Origin of the sequence: Klebsiella sp. P1CD1, assembly GCF_003790505.1 — a bacterium.
In the GTDB taxonomy this organism is placed as follows: Bacteria; Pseudomonadota; Gammaproteobacteria; order Enterobacterales; family Enterobacteriaceae; genus Klebsiella; species Klebsiella variicola.
This window is the reverse complement of the sequence record NZ_CP033631.1, coordinates 2502060-2519463: the sequence shown is the minus strand read 5'-3', so window position 1 is coordinate 2519463 and position 17404 is coordinate 2502060. Positions and strand designations below refer to the sequence as shown.

Below are 17404 nucleotides of genomic sequence, written 5' to 3'. Positions count from 1 at the left end.
AATGTTAATCCGTAGGGCCCGTCCCTCTGATGCAGAAGAGCTTGCCATTTTAGCCGAACGCACCTTTAGAAAAACGTTTGAGGCGGGTAATACTCAGAAGGATATGGAGCTTCACTGCCAGGCAAGTTATTCAACAGATACTCAGTTGCAAGAAATCCTCAGAGAAGACTGGATTACATTAGTCTGCGAATACGAAAGCAAACTGATAGGGTATGCCCAACTGAGGTGGGAAGCATTTCCTCCCTGTGTAAATAGCATTCACGCCGGGGAAATCCTGTGTCTGTATATCGATGAACCTTATCATGGCAAAGGTTTTGCACAAGCGCTGATACACAAGTGCTTTGCTGAATTTGCGGCACAGGGATCGGATATTGTCTGGTTAGGTGTCTGGGAACATAACCCAAGGGCAATCTCTTTTTACCGTAAGCTTGGGTTTACCGAGGTGGGTGAACATATCTTCCAGGTTGGGACAGATCCCCAGAGAGATATCATTATGAAACGCTCAACGGGTGTTAGCTGAACAAACATTACGACGTCCGCTCTGGCACACAGCAGGCTTGATCGACACCAGGAGACGTCACGCGCTAGCGGCTAAGCGTAGTGCCGGCAGGGAAACTCCCGGATGGCGGCGCGTGGCGCCTTATCCGGCTACGCGGTTACACCACTCTTGTGCCGTAATTTTGCCGGGTGGCGGCTGCGCCTGACCCGGCCTACAAAAACAGGGTCGCCCGTACTCTTCTGGTGGCATGCCCAGGCCCGCGCCTGCGCAGCGCCGCCGGGCTGTTACTGCGCCTGCTGCTGCGCTTGCGCCAGCTGGCGGACGATCGCCTCGCGCCGCGCATCCCCTTCCGGCAGCCGGGCCAGTAACGCCTGCAAGGCTGCCACGGCTTCGGGGTAATCTTCATTACGCACCGCGCTCAGGGCCAGCATCTCCAGCACCGGCAGGCTGTTCGGCTGCCGCTGATGCAGGTCACGCAGCAGCAACTCGCCCATCCGAACCTGACCGTTATCCCCCGCCCGCACCAGCGCGCTGGCGTAATCGAAAACCGCCGCAGGGTCATCCGCCGCCAGATCATGCGCCCGGCCAAAGGCGCCGATCGCCGTCTCGCCATCGTTCAACAACAGGCCAAGACGCCCAAGCAGCTGCCAGCCGGCGAGGTCGTTCGGCGTAGTCTGCAGGTGGCTGCGCAGGCCAAGCCGCAGCTCCGCCAGCTCATCCATACGCAGCTGCGCCGCCGTCGGGTCCTTAACCTGCTGCAACAGCGCAGGATAATGCCGTTCAGCCTGCTGCCAGAGCAGCACCTGGCCAATATCGCTGGTTTTCAGATACAGGCCCAGACTCAGAACCACCAGCAGCAGCGCGCCCGGAAGCAGCGCCCAGCGGCTTAGCGGCCGTTCGCCAGGCTGTGCCTGGGGCGGAATATCCGTCAGCAGCGTGCGCTGCAGCTCGACGACCAGCGCCGGGTTGTCCTCGCCGCGCTCCTGCGCCAGCTCCTGCAGACGCGACTGGTACAGGACGCGGTTGAGGGCATCGCGGTCCACCGCCCCTTTGCCCGGCCACGGGTAATAAAGCAGCCCCAGCGCGCCAGCCAGCAGCAGCGCGACGATAACCACCAACAGGCTCATCGTTCTTTTCCTTCTTTCAATAATGCCGCCAGACGCTGGCGCTCTTCGGCGCTGAGCGCCGCGTCAGGAATGTCGCGACGACGCGCGCGGGCGATAATCACCCCCGCGCCCGCCAGCACGAACAGCCCCGGCCCCAGCCACAGCAGCACCGTGCCCGCGGTTAGGGGCGGCTCGTAGCTGACAAAATGACCGTAGCGGGCCACCATATAGTCAACGATCTGCCCTTTCGTTTTCCCCTGCTGCATCAGCTCGTACACCTTCTGCCGCATATCAGCGGCAATCATCGCGTTTGAGTCGGCGATGCTGTTGTTCTGGCATTTCGGGCAGCGCAGCTGGGAGGTGATCTCGCGGAAGGCCTGCTCCTGGGCCTCATCCTTAAACTGCCAGGTGTCGATGGCGGCCCACGCCTGGCCGGTCAGCATCAGCGCCAGCAGGATGACCATTGCACATCTCATCAGCCCGCCCTCCGGTTGTATTGATCCCACAGCGGCTGGAGCTCCTCGCGCCACACCCGTTCGTTCAGGTCGCCGGCGTGCCGCCAGCGGATGATGCCCTGACCGTCGATGAGAAACGTCTCCGGCGCGCCATAGACCCCGAGATCCAGGCCAAGCATGCCGTTGCCATCGTACAGGCTCAGCATGTACGGGTTCCCCAGGCGCTGCAGCCAGCTCATCGCCTTCTGCCGATCGTCTTTGTAGTTCATCCCCACCACCCGCACGCCCTGCTGCGCCAGGCCGTTGAGAAACTGATGCTCGGCGCGACAGGTTGGACACCAGGTGGCCCAGACGTTAAGCAGCAGCGGCTTGCCGTCAATCAGCGTGCGCCGGTCCAGCGTCTGGCCGGGGGTATTCAGCGCTTCAAGGCGAAATTCCGGCAGCGGTTTGCCAATCAGCGCCGACTCGAGGGTCGTCGGGTCATCGCCATCGGCGTTGCGCATCAGTTGCCAGAACAGCGCGGCGGCCAGCGCCAGAAACAGCACCAGCGGGATAAACAGTAGCTTCCGGTTCATGAGACCTCCTGCAGCTTCTTACGCATCCGGTAGCGCGGGTCGAGCATGCAGCACAGACCGCCGAGGGCCATCAGTACCCCGCCGTACCAGATCCAGCGAACGAACGGTTTATAGTACAGACGCACCGCCCAGCTGCCGTCGCTCAGCTCTTCCCCCAGCGCGGCGTACAGATCGCGGGTCAGCCCGCCGCTGATCGCCGCCTCGGTCATCATCATCCGGCTGGCGGTGTAAAAGCGCTTCTCGGCATACAGCGTCGCTTCCGGGCGGCCGTTGCGGGTCACGGCAATAATGCCTTCGCCGCCGGTCCAGTTGGGGCCGACGATATTGCGCACGCCGTTAAACACAAAGTGATAGCGGTGGATATCGATACTGTCGCCGGGGCGCATCCGTACATCGCGTTCCACGCTGTAGTTCTGGCTGAAGGTGATGCCGATAACGGTCACCGCCACGCCGACGTGGCCGAGCACCATCCCCCACTGGCTGCGGGTCAGAGTGCGCAGGCCGCGCCAGAAGCCGTGGCGATGGGTGGCCCGTTCGTGAACCTCCAGCAGGGCGAAGATCAGCACCCACAGGGCCATCATCAGGCCGATGACCGCCATGGCGGTGATACGGTCCTGCAGCAGCCACGGCAGCGCCAGAGAAAGTGACAACGTCACCACCAGGGCAATAATCAGGCGTTTAATCTGCCTGGCGACGTCATCGCGCCGCCAGCGGATCAGCGGTCCCAGCCCCAGCAGCAGCGCAAAAGGCGCCATCAGGGCGGTGAACATGGTATTGAAGAACGGCTCGCCAATGGAGATGCTGCCGAGGCCCAGCTCTTTATGCACCAGCGGCAACAACGTCCCGAGGAGCACCACCAGCATCGCGGCCATCAGCAAGATATTGTTGCCAAGCAGGAACGACTCGCGCGACCACAGCGTATGTTCCACCCGCGCCCGCACCCGGCCGCCCTTCAGGGCGTACAGCAGCAGCGATCCGCCGATGGCGACAATCAGCAGTACCAGAATAAACAGCCCGCGTGACGGATCCGAGGCGAAGGCATGCACCGAGACCAGCACCCCGGAGCGCACCAGGAAGGTGCCCAGCAGACACAGAGAGAAGGCGGCGATGGCCAGCAGCACCGTCCAGGCGCGGAAGCTGCCGCGCTTCTCGGTCACCGCCAGGGAGTGCAGCAGCGCGGTCCCCACCAGCCACGGCATAAACGAGGCGTTTTCCACCGGGTCCCAGAACCACCACCCGCCCCAGCCCAGTTCGTAGTAAGCCCACGCCGAGCCCAGCACGATGCCGAGGGTGAGGAACATCCATGCCGCCTGGGTCCAGGGACGCGACCAGCGCGCCCAGGCAGTATCCAGCCGCCCCGCCAGCAGCGAGGCGATGGCAAAGGCGAAAGCCACCGAGAAGCCGACGTAACCCATATAGAGGATCGGCGGATGGAAAATCATGCCGATATCCTGCAACAGCGGATTGAGGTCGCGGCCATCAATGGGGTACTGCGGCAGGCCGCGGCTGAACGGGTTGGAGGTAAAGAGGATAAACAGCAGGAACCCAAAGGCGATCATCCCCATCACCGCCAGCACCCGGGCGACGGCGTCGAGCGGCATCCGGCGGCTGAAGAGGGCGACGGCGAAGGTCCAGACGCTGAGCAGCAGGACCCACAGCAGCAGCGAGCCCTCGTGCGCCCCCCAGGTCGCCGCCACCCGATACCACACCGGCAGCGCGCTGTTGGAGTTTTCCGCCACGTAGCGGACGGTAAAGTCATTGACCACGAAGGCGTGCACCAGCAGCAGGAAGGCGCCGCCGATACAGGCGAACAGCCCACAGGCCAGCGGCCGGGCCAGGGCCATCAGCCGCCGGTCCTGCCGCGCCGCGCCCCACAGGGGATAGACGCTCAGGAGCAGCGCCAGCCCCGCCGCCAGACACAATAAAAAGTTGCCCAGCTCCGGCATCATGGCTGCGCCCCCGTTTTCTCCGGCGTCATGGCGTTTTTCACCTCTGGCGGCGTGTAATTTTCATCATGTTTGGCCAGCACCTGCTGGGCGGTAATATGCCGCTCGCCGTCCAGTACGCCCTGGGCCACCACGCCCTGACCTTCACGGAACAGGTCCGGCAGAATGCCCTTATAGCTGACGTCCACGACCCCGAGGGCGTCATACAGCTTAAAGCGCACGTCGAGGGTTTGCGGGTCGCGCTGCAGGGAGCCCGGCTGAACGTAGCCCCCCACCCGCAGCCGCTGCCCGGTATGGGGCAGCGCCCGGGTTTCCGTTTTGCCGTAGATAATTTCCCCCGGGGTGTAGAACAGATCGATATTGCTGCTCAGGGCGTACAGCGTCAGGCTGACGGTCAGCCCGAGGCCGGCGAGCACCGCCAGCACGATATACAGCCGGGTTTTACGACGCGCTTGCATCCGCGGCCTCCTTGTCGTGTTCGCGGGCGGCAGCGATCCGCCGCTCGCGCGCCTGCTGGCGTCGTACCTCATGGAACAGCGCCCGCCGCGCCCACAGGGTATGCACCGTCAGCAGGCCAAAGGCGGCGACCGCCACGGCCACCGCCAGCCAGACGTACACGGCATAGCCGCCCATATTCAGGAAGGCGGCGAAAGACGAAAAGGCGGGGCTCATCGGGCAGCTCCTTTATTCACCAGCGCCACCACCCACGGTCGACGGCGCTCCAGCTGCAGGATCAGGTTACGCAGGCGCATCAGGGTCAGCGTGACCGACAGCATGAGGAAGGCAAAGATGCAGATCCGCAGCGGCAGACGCATGCTTGGGTCGATGGTTTGCTGCAGGTTGGTCGAGCCCTGGTGCAGGGTGTTCCACCAGTAGACCGAGTAATGAATGATGGGCAGATTGACCACCCCGACCAGGACGAGGATCCCGGCCGCGCGCCCGGCCAGCCGCCGGTCGTCAAAGGCGTGCCACAGGGCGATGACTCCGGCGTAAAGAAACAGCAGCACCAGCTCTGAGGTCAGGCGGGCGTCCCAGATCCACCAGGTTCCCCACATCGGCTTACCCCATGCCGCGCCGCTGACCAGTGCCACCAGGGTGCAGACCGCCCCCACCGGCGCCAGGGCGGCGATCGCCAGGTCGGCCATTTTGATCTGCCAGACCACCCCGACGAAGGCCGCGACGGCCATCGCCAGGTACAGCCCCATCGACCACATCGCCGCCGGGACGTGAAGGTACATGATCCGATAGCTTTCCCCCTGCTGATAGTCCGCGGGGGCGAAGCCAAAGCCCCACCCCAGGCCGATGACCAGCAACAGCGCGCTCAACGCCGCCAGCCAGGGGATCCAGCATCCGCACAGACGGTACAGCCGCTCGGGGATCGCCAGTTGATGTAACGCTTTCCACATAGACGCTTACTCACACGGTTATGATGGCCGCGCCCGCAGGCGCAGCGAATTATTGCACGGTCAGCCGCAGCGCGGCGGCGGTGGCGAACGGGCACAGGGTGGCGCTGGCGGTTAAGAACGCCGCCAGCATCGCCAGATAGCCGCTGACCGGGAGCCCAGCGGCCGCCGCCTGGCAGGCCGCGGTGGCGAAAATCAGCAGCGGCACCGCCAGCGGCAGCACCAGCAGGCTCAGCAGGACGCCGCCGCGCTTCAGGCCGACCGTCAGGCCAACCCCCACCGCGCCGAGAAAACTGAGCGTCGGGGTGCCGAGCAACAAGGTCAGCGCCAGCACGCCGGCATCGTGCAGACTCATCCCCAGCAGCAGCGCCGCCAGCGGCGAGACGATCAGCAGCGGCAGGCCGCTCATCATCCAGTGGGCAACCACCTTCACCAGCACAACCGCCACCAGCGGCGTCGGCAGGAGCATCAGTTGCTCCAGGGAACCGTCCTGCCAGTCGTCGCGAAACAACCGATCCATCACCAGCAGCGCCGCCAGCAGCGCGGCGACCCACACCACGCCCGGCGCAATCTGCGCCAGCAGCTGTGGCGCGGCGCCGACGCCGAACGGAAACAGGGTGATGACGATCAGAAAGAACCAGAGCGGATTGAGGATCTCCGCCCCGCTGCGCCACGCCAGGCGCAGTTCCCGGGCCAACAGCGCTCGCATCATTGCCCGCCTCCCGCGTCGCCGCCGAGGCGCAGGGTGCGCAACGGACAGCGCAGCGGCCGCAGCGGCTGATGAGTGGTGAGGATCGCGCTTCCCCCCTGCCGGGCGTGCTGCTCCAGGCGGCGGGTCAGGGTTTCCATCGCCGTGGCGTCGAGCGCGGTGAACGGCTCATCGAGGATCCACAGCGGCGCGTCGGTTAACCACAGGCGGGTCAGCGCCACCCGCCGCTGCTGCCCGGCGGAGAGCTGGCTCAAGGGGAGGTCTTCATAGCCCGCCAGGCCGACGGCGGCGAGGGCGCTTTCCCGCTGCTGAAGGCGGCTGGATGGAAAGAAGAAACGCAGGTTTTCATCGGCGGTCAGCGCCGCGTTGACGCCGGGTTTATGGCCCAGCCACAGCAGCTGACGATGAAATGACTCCCGGACCTTCGCCAGCGGCTGCCCCTGCCAGCTCACCACCCCGCTTTCCGGGCGCACCAGGCCGCAAAGGATCCGCAGCAGCGAGGTTTTCCCCGCGCCGTTATCACCGGCGACCTGCAGCAGCTCGCCGGCAGCGAGGGACAGCGTCAGCGCCGCAAATAGCGGTCGATCGTCAACGATGCAGGTCAGTCGCTCTGCATGCAGCATGAAGGCAAACTCCTTGATTCAGACAGTATTTTACGTCGTGGCTAAGTATGGGTTGCGCCGCGCGGGCGACGCAACCCTGACGATTACTGTCCGGCCCCCGGCAGCTTCGAGATATCGGCGTTGCCTAACGCCTTCTCATCGTGCGCTGCGGTCTCCTTACGCACCTTCGCCACATCGCTGGCGCTGACCGCCGGCGCATTGTTGCCCCAACTGGTGCGGATGAAGTTGACCACATCCGCCACCTGCTGTTCGTCCAGACGCCAGCCGAACGACGGCATGGTCAGGTTGGAGACCGCATCTTTCACCGCCGGCGTGGTGCTCCCGGTCAGAACGATATGGATAAGCGAAGTGGCATCTTCGGTCTGTACCACCGGGTTGCCCTTCAGCGACGGGAAGGCGCGTTTATAGCCCGCGCCGTCGGTGCGGTGGCAGGCGGCGCAGTTATCAACGTACAGCGCGGCGCCGGTTTTGCTGTCGTTACCCTTCCACAGATCTTTCGCCACGCTGTCTTCCACCGGGGCTGGGGTCTGTTTGCCGCCGCGCGGCGGGAGCGACTTCAGATAGCGGGCGATGGCGGTGATGTCGTCATCAGAAAGATACTGCAGACTGTGCTCCACCACATCGCTCATGCCGCCGAAGACCACCGATTTATCGTTGCGTCCGGTTTTCAGGAACTCGGCCAGCTCAGCCTCGCTCCAGGTCCCCAGACCGTCGCGGTTTTCGCCGCGCAGGCTGGAGGCGACCCAGCCGTCAATCGGCGCATTGCTGCCCGCCAGGTAATCATCGCCTTCGCTTTCGCTGAGCGCTTTTTCCTGCATCGTCAGACTGCGCGGGGTATGGCAGGCACCGCAGTGGCCCAGGCCTTCCACCAGATAGCGGCCGCGCTCCAGCACCGGGTCAACCTGCGGGTTGGCGACAAAGTCGCTCGGCGTCGGGGCGAAGATGCCGCGCCAGAACGCCAGCGGCCAGCGCATCGACAGCGGCCACGGGATGTCGGTGTCCTTGTTGGCGGCATTCACCGGTTCCACGCCATGCATGAAGTAGGCGTACATGGCGCGCATGTCCGCTTCACTGATCCGCGCGAACGAGGGATACGGCATCGCCGGATAGAGCGTGGAACCGTCTTTCCGCACGCCCTTGCGCACCGCGTCGTCGAACTCTTCGAAGGTGTACCCGCCGATGCCGTGTTCTTTATCCGGCGTGATATTGGTGGAGTAGATGGTGCCGATCGGCGTCTCCATCGGCAGACCGCCGGCGAAAGGTTTCCCCGCTTTGCCGTTGGTGTGGCAGGCGACACAATCCCCCGCCCGCGCCAGATACTCCCCCTGCTTAATCAGATTGCTGTCCGCAGGCGCCTCTTCGGCAAAAGCCGCGCAGCTCAATGCCCCAAGCACCAGGGCCGATAACCATTGCATTTTCATCATCTGCCTTCCTTTATGCCTGCACCAGGGGTCCCGGATTTTTCAGATACTGCTCGCGGATCGCCTTCGCTGACCAGTAGGCCAGCGCGGCCACCGTGCCGGTTGGGTTGTAGCCCAGCCCCTGCGGGAACGCGGAGGCGCCGATGACGAAGACATTATGCACGTCCCAGCTTTGCAGATAACGGTTAACGGCGCTGGTTTTCGGATCTTCCCCCATCACCGCCCCGCCGTTCATATGGGTGGTCTGGTAGGTGGTGGTATCAAAGTGGCTGTTGGCGTTTTTCGGGCTGCCGAGGATATATTTCGGCTTCATCGCTTTGGCGATCGGCGCCATCTTATCGAACATAAACTGCGCCATCTTGATGTCGTTTTCCTGCCAGTCGAAGGTCATGCGCAGCAGCGGCTGGCCGAAGACGTTTTTGTAGTTCGGATCAAGATCGAGGTAGTTCTGCCGATAGGACTGGTGCGCGCCGTGGGCATCCATCGACAGGTGATGGGTGTAGGTATCGGCAACCGCCGCTTTCCACTTGCTGCCCCACGCCGGGGTGCCCGGCGGTACCGGGAAACCGGAGATGGGCTTGGTCCCGGCCTGGTTGACCCAGAATGGCGAACCGCCCACAAAGCCCGCCGCGCCGTGGTCGAAGTTGTCGGCGTTGAAGTCGTCGACCCCGACGCCGTTGCCGCCCGCGCCGATAAACGGGTTGGTATAGGTGTCTTTGTCGAAAATGGCCTTGATGGTGGTCATGTTCTGGTAGGCGAAGTTACGCCCCACCACCCCTTCGCCGGTCTCCGGATTGTACGGTTTGCCGATCCCGGAGAGCAGCATCAGGTGCACGTTGTGGAACTGGAAGGCGCCGATAATCACCAGGTCCGCCGGCTGTTCCATTTCGCGCCCCTGGCCGTCGACGTAGGTCACGCCGGTGGCGCGGGATTTGTCGTCGGTCAGGTTGACCTTCAGCACGTTGGCGTTGGTCCGCAGCTCAAAGCGTTTTTCCTGGCGCAGCGCCGGCAGGATGTTCACGTTCGGCGAGGCTTTGGAGTACATGTAGCAGGCGTAGCCGCTGCAGAAACCGCAGAAGTTGCACGGGCCCATCTGCGCGCCGTAGGGGTTGGTATAGGAGTCGGAAGTGTTGGCCGACGGCAGGTTATAGGGGTGATACCCCACTTCCAGCGCCGCTTTTTCAAACAGCTGCGCCGACCAGGTGTTTTTCTGCGCCGGCAGCGGGAAGTCGTCTGAGCGGTCCGGGGCGAAGGCGTTGCCGCCGCGGCCTTTGCCGACCACCTTGCCTTTGATCGACCAGGCGGTCCCTGAGGTGCCGAACACTTTTTCCGCTTTATCGAAGAACGGCTCCAGCTCGTCGTAGGTGACACCGAAATCCTGGATGATCATATCCTGGGGAATGAAGTTTTTGCCGTAGCGTTCTTCATAGTGGCTGCGCATCCGCAGTTCGATGGGATCGACGCGGAAATGGACGCCGGACCAGTGCAGCCCGGCCCCGCCCACGCCGGTACCCGGCAGGAAGGCCGCCAGCTGGCGATACGGCACCGCCTGCTGGCTGGTGTTATGCCGGATGGTGACAGTGCTTTTCGACAGATCCTGGAACAGCTTGCGGCGGATGTTGTAGGTCAGCTCGTCAATCACCTGCGGATAGGCGCCATCCGGCCAGGTGTCGCGCATCGGGCCGCGCTCCAGCGCGACGACGTTGAGCCCGGCTTCGGTCAGCTCTTTGGCCATGATCGCCCCAACCCAGCCGAAGCCGACGATCGCGACATCGGTTTTTTTCAATACGGTGGCCATGATTACGCCCTCTCCCCATTAATTGATACCGGCGGGAAGGGGTAGCGTTCGCCCCGTTCAACCCAGTCCATAAAGTCGGCGCGCGCGCCGGGAAAATTAATCAGCGTCCAGCCGACCATGCCTTTATTGCCGCCATGGATCGGGTCGCTGAAGAACCCTTCGCGGGTGTTCTGTAGCAGATAGGTGAAGAACAGCGAGGCCGGCAGCTGTTTGAACTCGGCTTTGCCGGATTCCCACAGGCCGAGCGCCTCGTCCTGCTGCTCGCTGCTCAGTTCAGCGAAGGTTTTATGATATTTGTCCTGGCACCACGCCTCGGCATCAGCGATCCCGAGGTTATAGATCTGTTTAGGCACCAGCGGCAGCTGATAACCCATCTCTTTCGGCACGTCGGGGTTGAAGGGCCCCTGCATATACCAGATGGAGCCGGTGGCGTAGGGGGTATTGAGCTGGCGATCGATAAACTCCGGGACGCCGGCCTCTTTGGCGCCGGGACCGAGTTCATCCGCCGGGATTAAGCGAGCGACGGCGGCGTTGATAAACACCCACTCACGATCGTTGAAGAACTGCGGCTTCCAGTCGCTGGCCGCCGCCGTGTTCCCGGAAGCAGGCTCAGACGCGGGGGCCGCCTGCGCGGTCGCGCTGGTGGCCACGCCAATGGCCCCTGCTCCCGCGCCGCCGATCACCACCGTCGGGATCAGCGCCATCGATTTCACCAGGAAATCACGCCTGGAATTGTTGGTTTTCTCGCTCGACATCATCACATTCCTGTCATTGAAAATTACTGTTTTTGTCGCAGACAAACCCAGTGAATGTCGTGCTGGAACCGATACCATTGCGCTTTCAAACCGCTTAGCGTCTGGCCCGGCCCGGCAAGTCGGATAAAACATCGCCAGAGGCGATATCATTTATAGGGTTATCGTTTGGATAGTAGACGATTCTCAACGAAACGCGGGAAATCGGAGAGAAATTCACCGGAATGTCATCGTGAGAAGGGTGCTGCCATAACCTTGAGGCGGTAAACCAGCGGCATTCACACCGCGCTGAGCTTACCCATGCGCCATAAAAGAGTGACTTGTATCACAAATGTTATTTTTTGTTTATGGTACATGGCAGATTAAACGTCTGTAAATACTCGTATTAGGAATAATTAAACATTTTGAGCTGTTAAAAAAGTTAATAACCGTTGTTAACTATTTTGCATCTATTTCCCGGCTAACGCGTTCAGCTGGCGATCCCCATCCACAGGAGAAGAGAAGATATGTTCGATCATGTGAAATTCGGCGCTAGCGACTATGCCGCCAGCAAAACGTTCTTTTTACAGGCCCTGGCCCCGCTTGGCGTAACGCTGGTTGGCGAAGGCGAGCCGACCTACGGCGCAGAGCTGGCCGGCAGCGGCGATGTTTCTCTATGCCTCTATCAAAGTGCGGAAAAACCAGCGCCGCTGCACATTGCCTTTCGCGCCGACAGCCGCGAGCAGGTCGATGCCTTCTGGCAGGCGGCGCTGGCCGCCGGAGGAAAGGACAACGGCGCGCCGGGGGTACGGCCAAACTACCACGCCAGTTACTACGCCGCCTTTGTGATTGCGCCAGACGGACACAATATTGAAGCCGTGTGCCATCTGGCGGGGTAAGCCGAGCGGAAAAAAATTCCCACGTCCGTGGGAAACGCTGAAGGTATGGATGTCTCGGATTCAGCTGACCGACTCAATGAGGGCGGACAACAGTCCGGTGAAGTGGGTATGTGACTCAATGACATAATCCGAGGAGACTTTATCGCGGATTTCGAAACGGTCATCTGTGAAGCTGTAGACAATCACGGACATGCCCTCTTCACCAATCACTACTTTGTCATTGAGGTTCGGATCGACATAGATTTCGTTAATACGCGTATCAAAGTTTCGAACAAAGATATTCGACCATGCAGGTTCACCGTTCTCTGCCTGCACCAGGCTGTACAATGTCATGCCATTGTACTCACCCCCATCCATAATATTGAACATATCCGCGTAGTCCGGCCGACTAATCAATAGTCGTTGAATATCCTCATAGACCCTTCTTTTCTTGTCCTCCCATTCAACAGGCGCGACTTTGTGCATTAAATCTGCCATGACATCTGGGTCTACAGGGTCGGCTACGGGATAATTACCTTCCACCATCAGCGACTTCAGGTTACCAATCGTGAAATAGCGCTTTAGCTGGGCGGGGAATAAAACTGGCATTGCGATTGTTTTTCCTTTCTCGTCGCAAAACTCGACCAGATAGCCAGTTGTTGGCGTATTAAAAACCATAACAATCGTACCAAGCGTTCCTTTTACCAGCCCTTCATTCGGTAAATCCTCACCTAAAACCACAACGTCTAATTCGGCTCTTTTCATTTTAATTTCCTTATCAAACGAAAACAGGCCCCACACGTGTGGTGAAGACCCGAACAGGGAACCGGAGAGTTTTTCTTTTTTAGACACACCCCCACACACGTGGGGAAGACAGTCCATATACTCTGACAAAACCATGCTTAACAGAAACACCCCCACGCATGTGGGGAAGACGATGTCATCACGCTAAATGATGTCCCGCTGCAGGAAACACCCCCACGCATGTGGGGAAGACACCAGCATATTGTGTTTAGCGGCGTATTAAAACACCAGATTTACGATAATTGCACTCCGCAGGGTTTCCGCATCAGCATCAACCTTTATCAAACGAAAAAGTATGTCCCCATATCACCACCGTCGACTTGCTGCTGACCTGGGCCGGCCTACCCTACTGGCCTGCCCGATCCATAGCCAGGCGCCAAACGCTTTTGTCATCCCCAGAATATAGCGCGACGTCTTGACGTTTGCCTTCCGTGGCTTCGCGTAGTTACCGCTGCGGAAAAATCCACACATCCTCCGCCGGGAGCGTCAGATGGCAGTGTTCGGCATCGCGCAGCGCCGTTCCGTAGGCGCGCAGCGGAAAGTCGTCGCCTTCGGTACGGAACAGGTACTCCCAGCGGTCGCCGAGGTACATGCTGGTCAGCAGCGGGAGCTGGAGGCTATTATCCTGCGCTGCGCCGTCGAGACGCAGGCGCTCGACGCGGATCACCGCCGTCGCCGGCTGGCCAACGCTGACCCCCTCGCCCGCTCGACCCCACAGCGTCCAGCTGGCGCCTTCAACCCTCGCACGACCGTTTTCCAGCGCCGTCACCTTACCGTGCAGACGGTTATTGCTGCCCATAAACTCGGCGGCGAACAGCGTCGCCGGGCTGCCGTACATCTCCTGCGGCGTCCCCTGCTGCTCAATGACGCCATTGTTCAGCAGCAGAATACGATCGGAGATGGCCATTGCTTCATTCTGATCGTGGGTGACCATCAGCGCCGACAGGCCCAGCTTGATGATCAGCTCGCGCAGAAACACCCGCGCCTCTTCGCGCAGTTTGGCGTCAAGGTTGGAGAGCGGTTCATCCAGCAGGATCACCGGCGGGTTGTAGACCAGCGCCCGGCCGATGGCCACCCGCTGCTGCTGGCCACCGGAGAGCTGGTGCGGATGGCGGTTGCCGAGGTGCCCCAGCCCCAGTTGATCCAGTACGCGCTGCACCCGCTCTTTTATCTCCCCCGCAGCCACTTTACGCAGCTTCAGCGGATAGGCCACGTTGTGGAACACCGTTTTGTGCGGCCACAGGGCATAGGACTGAAAGACCAGGCCCAGGTTACGCTCTTCGGCCGGGATCTCGCTGCGCGGCGTGCCGTCGTACACCGTGCGGTTGCCGATGGCGATCCGTCCGCTCGTCGGTTTTTCCAGCCCGGCCACCGCCCGCAGTAGCGTGGTTTTGCCGCTTCCCGAAGGCCCCAGCAGCGACACCACCTCTCCCCGGCCAAGCGTCATGGAAACCCCCTTCAGCACCGGGTTGTCGCCATAGGTGAGATGCAGATTTTCTACCGATAACTCAATCATGTAATTTCACTCCAAAGCGCAGGGCGATACCAAGGCCAATCACCACCAGCAGAATATTGATAAAGGAGAGCGCCGCGACGATATCGATGGCCCCCGCCGCCCACAGCGACACCAGCATCGAGCCGATGGTTTCGGTACCCGGCGACAGCAGATAGACGCCGGTGGAATACTCACGCTCAAAGATAAGGAACATCAGCAGCCAGGAGCCAATCAGCCCATAGCGCGACAGCGGGACAGTCACGTGGCGGGTGATCTGCCCCCGGGAAGCGCCGGTGCTGCGCGCCGCCTCCTCCAGCTCCGGGCCCACCTGCAGCAGCGTCGAAGAGATGAGCCGCAGGCCGTAAGCCATCCATACCACGGTGTAGGCCAGCCAGACGCTGAAGATAGTGTTGCGCAGGGCACGCAGTTGCACGATAAGGTGTTCGCGCAGCCAGTCGGCCACCGGCAGCGCCGAGAGCCAGCCGTGCTTCAGCGACTGATCGAGCCACATCGGCACAAACAGGAACACCCACAGGAAGGCCAGCCCGGCCAGCAGCCCCGGCACCGCACGCGGGACCAGCACGCTGTAGTCGAGAAAGCGGGTGACGTTGTCCGCTTTGCGGTGCATGGCGATGCCGACAAACAGATAGCAGATCACCGCCAGCGCGCCGCCGACGATGCCGATAGCCATCGAGTTGACGATTGCCCGCAGCAGGTTGGGCTGCTGCCAGATATTGTGGAACGTCGCCAGCGACAGCTCATCCCACAGCGACACCCCGACGCCCCAGTTGGAGATAAAGGCGCGCAGCGCCACGCCGAGCAGCGGCACGCCGATGGTCACCGTCAGCCAGGCCACCACCACCGCCCCGGCCACCCAGCGCCATTTGCCCAGCGGCAGCGCCCGCGCCTGCGACGCCTTGCCCTTCATGGTGACAAAGCGGTTGGCGGTGCGCATCAGTCGCCGCTGGAGCATCACCAGCGGGATGGTAATGCAGATCAGCACCACCGCCACCGCCGCCATCAGATGGTAGGAGGGGGTGCCGAGCTTGTTGGTCAGCTTATAAAGATAGGTCGCCAGCACCATGTTGCCCTCGGGGTCGCCCAGCACCAGCATCAGACCGAAAACCTCCAGACCGAGGAAGAAGAGCAGCACGCAGGCGTAAAGGATGGATGGCCGCACCATCGGCAGACTCACCGAGGTCATCACCTGCAGCGGGGTAGCGCCGACGGTGCGCGCCGCCTCTTCCACGTCGGAACCGACGCTGCGCAGCGCCGAAGAGATATAGAGATAGGCGTGCGGAACGTGGGTTAAGCCGGCGATGACCACAATGCTGAACATCGAGTAGATATTCCACGGCACAAAGCCGATCAGCTGCTGCGCCCACTGGGAAAAGAAGCCTACCGGCCCGGCGGCCACCACGTAGCCAAAGCCCAGCACCATCGGCGAGACGAAGATCGGCACCAGGATCAGCGGCTCAATGATCCGCCGGCCGGGTAAATCGGTGCGCACCATCAGAAACGCCAAAATACCGCCCAGCGGAATGGCAATAATCACCAGGCCAAAGGCCAGAATAAAACCTGACCTTAATGCCAGATAAAAATCCGGGTCGGTAAAAATAAAGGCGAACGCTTCCAGACTCCACGATTTGGAGCGGGAAAAGAATGGCGCGGAGAGAAAACTCTGCACCACAATAAATAACAGTGGGACATAAATCACCAGCGCCGTGATGCACACCACCACGCCGCGCGGCAGCCCCTGCCACTTTCTGAGTAATACATTCATGGTTCATCCCTTTGGTCAGGAGAAAAAACCCGCCGGGTGTGAATAAGGGGCATCGGCGATGCCCCGAAGGAGGATTATTTCGCGGCGGCGCTGCGCCATTGTTTAATAAACTGCAGACGTTTTTGCGGCTGTAAATAATCGAGCAGCGTTTCGTTGACCGGGATCGGTTTTAACGCTTTGCCCAACAGCGCGGTCATACCATCGATATCATTTTTACCTTCAATATCGCGACGAATAGAGGGAATATCCGCCTGGCTGGCGAGGATCTGCTGGCCTTTTTCCGACAAGACATAGTCGAGCCACAATTTTGCCGCATTGGGATGTTCGCTCTCCTGGCTAATAAACGAGACGCGGGAGAGCACCAGCACGTAATCTTTCGGATAGGCAATGCCTAAAGAGGGATCGTTTTTCGCCCGTGCTTCGGCATAGGAGCCAAGGATGTTATAGCCGATCAGGTTTTCACCAGAGGAGACGCGCTCCATCATCGTGCCGGTGGAAGACTGCACCGTCAGGCCGCCTTTGGCGATATTCGCCAGGTCGGTAAAATAGTTCGCGTCGGCCTGGCTGTCCTGCACCGCCAGCATAAAGCCGAGGCCCGATTTTTCGATGTCGTAGGTGGTGACTTTGCCTTTAAATTTATCGGCCTGGCTGGCGATCAGTTTTGCCAGCGCGGTATGCGAATCCGGAACCTCATTCTGCGGGATCAGCCTTTTGTTATAAATAAACACCACCGGCTCGTAGGTGGTGCCATAGGCTTTCTGCTGCCAGACCGCCCAGTCGGGTAATTGCTTCACCTCCGGCGAGGCATATTGTTCCGCGTATTCGGTAGCTAATTTCAGCGCGGTATCCATCGACGAGCTCCACACCACGTCCCCGCTGCCGCCCCCGGCGGCCTGCTCGCTGATATAACGGTTATACAGCTCGGTGCTGTTCATGTCGTTATATTCGACTTTTACACCCGGATATTGCGCTTCAAATCCTTTAATTAAAGGCCCGGCCGCTTTGGTATCGGTGGTGGAATAAATAACCACCTTGCCCTCTTTTACGGCGGCATCCACCGTTTTTTGATAATCCGCGGGATAGCCCGCAGGCACCTCCGCCCAGGCGGCACAGGCGAAAACGGCCGTCAGTGAAACCACTAAACCACTTATTTTCTTATACATGATACCAACCTTTAA

General features: G+C 60.9%; 18 protein-coding genes. 2 read left to right on the top strand and 16 right to left on the bottom strand.

From position 1 onward, the window contains the following. Nucleotide 1: 1 nt before the first annotated feature. Nucleotides 2-520 carry a GNAT family N-acetyltransferase gene (locus tag DTA24_RS12530; RefSeq protein ID WP_023297784.1) on the top strand — a complete coding sequence of 173 codons (519 nt, stop codon included), beginning with the start codon at nucleotides 2-4 and terminating at the stop codon, nucleotides 518-520. Nucleotides 521-783: 263 nt separating this feature from the next. On the opposite strand, the gene ccmI is transcribed toward DTA24_RS12530, so the two are convergent. The 12 genes from ccmI to DTA24_RS12465 all read right to left on the bottom strand — a co-directional run bounded on the left by ccmI (nucleotide 784) and on the right by DTA24_RS12465 (nucleotide 11293). Beyond that, nucleotides 784-1626, bottom strand: a complete 843-nt coding sequence (gene ccmI, locus DTA24_RS28620; RefSeq protein WP_046879013.1) for a c-type cytochrome biogenesis protein CcmI — start codon at nucleotides 1624-1626, stop codon at nucleotides 784-786. Continuing rightward, nucleotides 1623-2069, bottom strand: coding sequence for a cytochrome c-type biogenesis protein (locus tag DTA24_RS12515; protein WP_014599186.1), 447 nt, complete (start codon nucleotides 2067-2069; stop codon nucleotides 1623-1625). The genes ccmI and DTA24_RS12515 overlap by 4 nt, the downstream gene beginning before the upstream one ends. Nucleotides 2070-2080: 11 nt before the next feature. Continuing rightward, the gene (locus DTA24_RS12510) at nucleotides 2081-2635 is read right to left on the bottom strand and encodes a DsbE family thiol:disulfide interchange protein (protein WP_008804532.1); all 555 of its coding nucleotides are present in this window, start codon (nucleotides 2633-2635) and stop codon (nucleotides 2081-2083) included. Continuing rightward, nucleotides 2632-4584: a heme lyase CcmF/NrfE family subunit gene (locus tag DTA24_RS12505; RefSeq protein ID WP_110196270.1), complete on the bottom strand. Its 1953-nt coding sequence runs from the start codon at nucleotides 4582-4584 to the stop codon at nucleotides 2632-2634. The genes DTA24_RS12510 and DTA24_RS12505 overlap by 4 nt, the downstream gene beginning before the upstream one ends. After that, entirely contained in the window at nucleotides 4581-5039 is a 459-nt protein-coding gene (gene ccmE, locus DTA24_RS12500; RefSeq protein WP_008804530.1) for a cytochrome c maturation protein CcmE, read from the bottom strand. The genes DTA24_RS12505 and ccmE overlap by 4 nt, the downstream gene beginning before the upstream one ends. Beyond that, nucleotides 5023-5253, bottom strand: a complete 231-nt coding sequence (gene ccmD, locus DTA24_RS12495) for a heme exporter protein CcmD (RefSeq protein ID WP_002908220.1) — start codon at nucleotides 5251-5253, stop codon at nucleotides 5023-5025. The genes ccmE and ccmD overlap by 17 nt, the downstream gene beginning before the upstream one ends. After that, the gene (locus DTA24_RS12490; RefSeq protein ID WP_008804529.1) at nucleotides 5250-5987 is read right to left on the bottom strand and encodes a heme ABC transporter permease; all 738 of its coding nucleotides are present in this window, start codon (nucleotides 5985-5987) and stop codon (nucleotides 5250-5252) included. The genes ccmD and DTA24_RS12490 overlap by 4 nt, the downstream gene beginning before the upstream one ends. A 49-nt stretch (nucleotides 5988-6036) precedes the next feature. Then, a complete protein-coding gene (ccmB, locus tag DTA24_RS12485; RefSeq protein ID WP_012967964.1) occupies nucleotides 6037-6696 on the bottom strand; it encodes a heme exporter protein CcmB in 660 nt (219 codons plus the stop codon). After that, a complete protein-coding gene (gene ccmA / locus DTA24_RS12480) occupies nucleotides 6693-7316 on the bottom strand; it encodes a cytochrome c biogenesis heme-transporting ATPase CcmA (RefSeq protein ID WP_012967963.1) in 624 nt (207 codons plus the stop codon). The genes ccmB and ccmA overlap by 4 nt, the downstream gene beginning before the upstream one ends. An 83-nt stretch (nucleotides 7317-7399) precedes the next feature. After that, nucleotides 7400-8740, bottom strand: a complete 1341-nt coding sequence (locus tag DTA24_RS12475; protein WP_164481330.1) for a c-type cytochrome — start codon at nucleotides 8738-8740, stop codon at nucleotides 7400-7402. 10 nt (nucleotides 8741-8750) lie between these two features. After that, entirely contained in the window at nucleotides 8751-10535 is a 1785-nt protein-coding gene (locus DTA24_RS12470) for a GMC family oxidoreductase (RefSeq protein ID WP_002908285.1), read from the bottom strand. Between the two features lie 2 nt (nucleotides 10536-10537). Next, on the bottom strand, nucleotides 10538-11293 hold the full coding sequence (locus DTA24_RS12465) for a gluconate 2-dehydrogenase subunit 3 family protein (protein ID WP_162550797.1): 756 nt from the start codon (nucleotides 11291-11293) through the stop codon (nucleotides 10538-10540). Between the two features lie 500 nt (nucleotides 11294-11793). Between DTA24_RS12465 and DTA24_RS12460 the strand changes: the two genes are divergently transcribed. Beyond that, entirely contained in the window at nucleotides 11794-12165 is a 372-nt protein-coding gene (locus tag DTA24_RS12460) for a VOC family protein (RefSeq protein ID WP_064165832.1), read from the top strand. A gap of 60 nt (nucleotides 12166-12225) precedes the next feature. On the opposite strand, the gene DTA24_RS12455 is transcribed toward DTA24_RS12460, so the two are convergent. The 4 genes from DTA24_RS12455 to DTA24_RS12440 form a co-directional block, all read right to left on the bottom strand. Next, nucleotides 12226-12909 carry a YrhA family protein gene (locus DTA24_RS12455; protein WP_123837176.1) on the bottom strand — a complete coding sequence of 228 codons (684 nt, stop codon included), beginning with the start codon at nucleotides 12907-12909 and terminating at the stop codon, nucleotides 12226-12228. Between the two features lie 484 nt (nucleotides 12910-13393). Then, nucleotides 13394-14464 (bottom strand): ABC transporter ATP-binding protein, encoded by a 1071-nt coding sequence (locus DTA24_RS12450; RefSeq protein WP_123836850.1) that lies wholly within the window; start codon nucleotides 14462-14464, stop codon nucleotides 13394-13396. Continuing rightward, the gene (locus DTA24_RS12445) at nucleotides 14457-16226 is read right to left on the bottom strand and encodes an ABC transporter permease (RefSeq protein WP_123836849.1); all 1770 of its coding nucleotides are present in this window, start codon (nucleotides 16224-16226) and stop codon (nucleotides 14457-14459) included. Before DTA24_RS12445 ends, DTA24_RS12450 begins: the two co-directional genes overlap by 8 nt. A 74-nt stretch (nucleotides 16227-16300) precedes the next feature. Beyond that, the gene (locus DTA24_RS12440; RefSeq protein ID WP_004203017.1) at nucleotides 16301-17389 is read right to left on the bottom strand and encodes an ABC transporter substrate-binding protein; all 1089 of its coding nucleotides are present in this window, start codon (nucleotides 17387-17389) and stop codon (nucleotides 16301-16303) included. Nucleotides 17390-17404 lie beyond the last annotated feature (15 nt).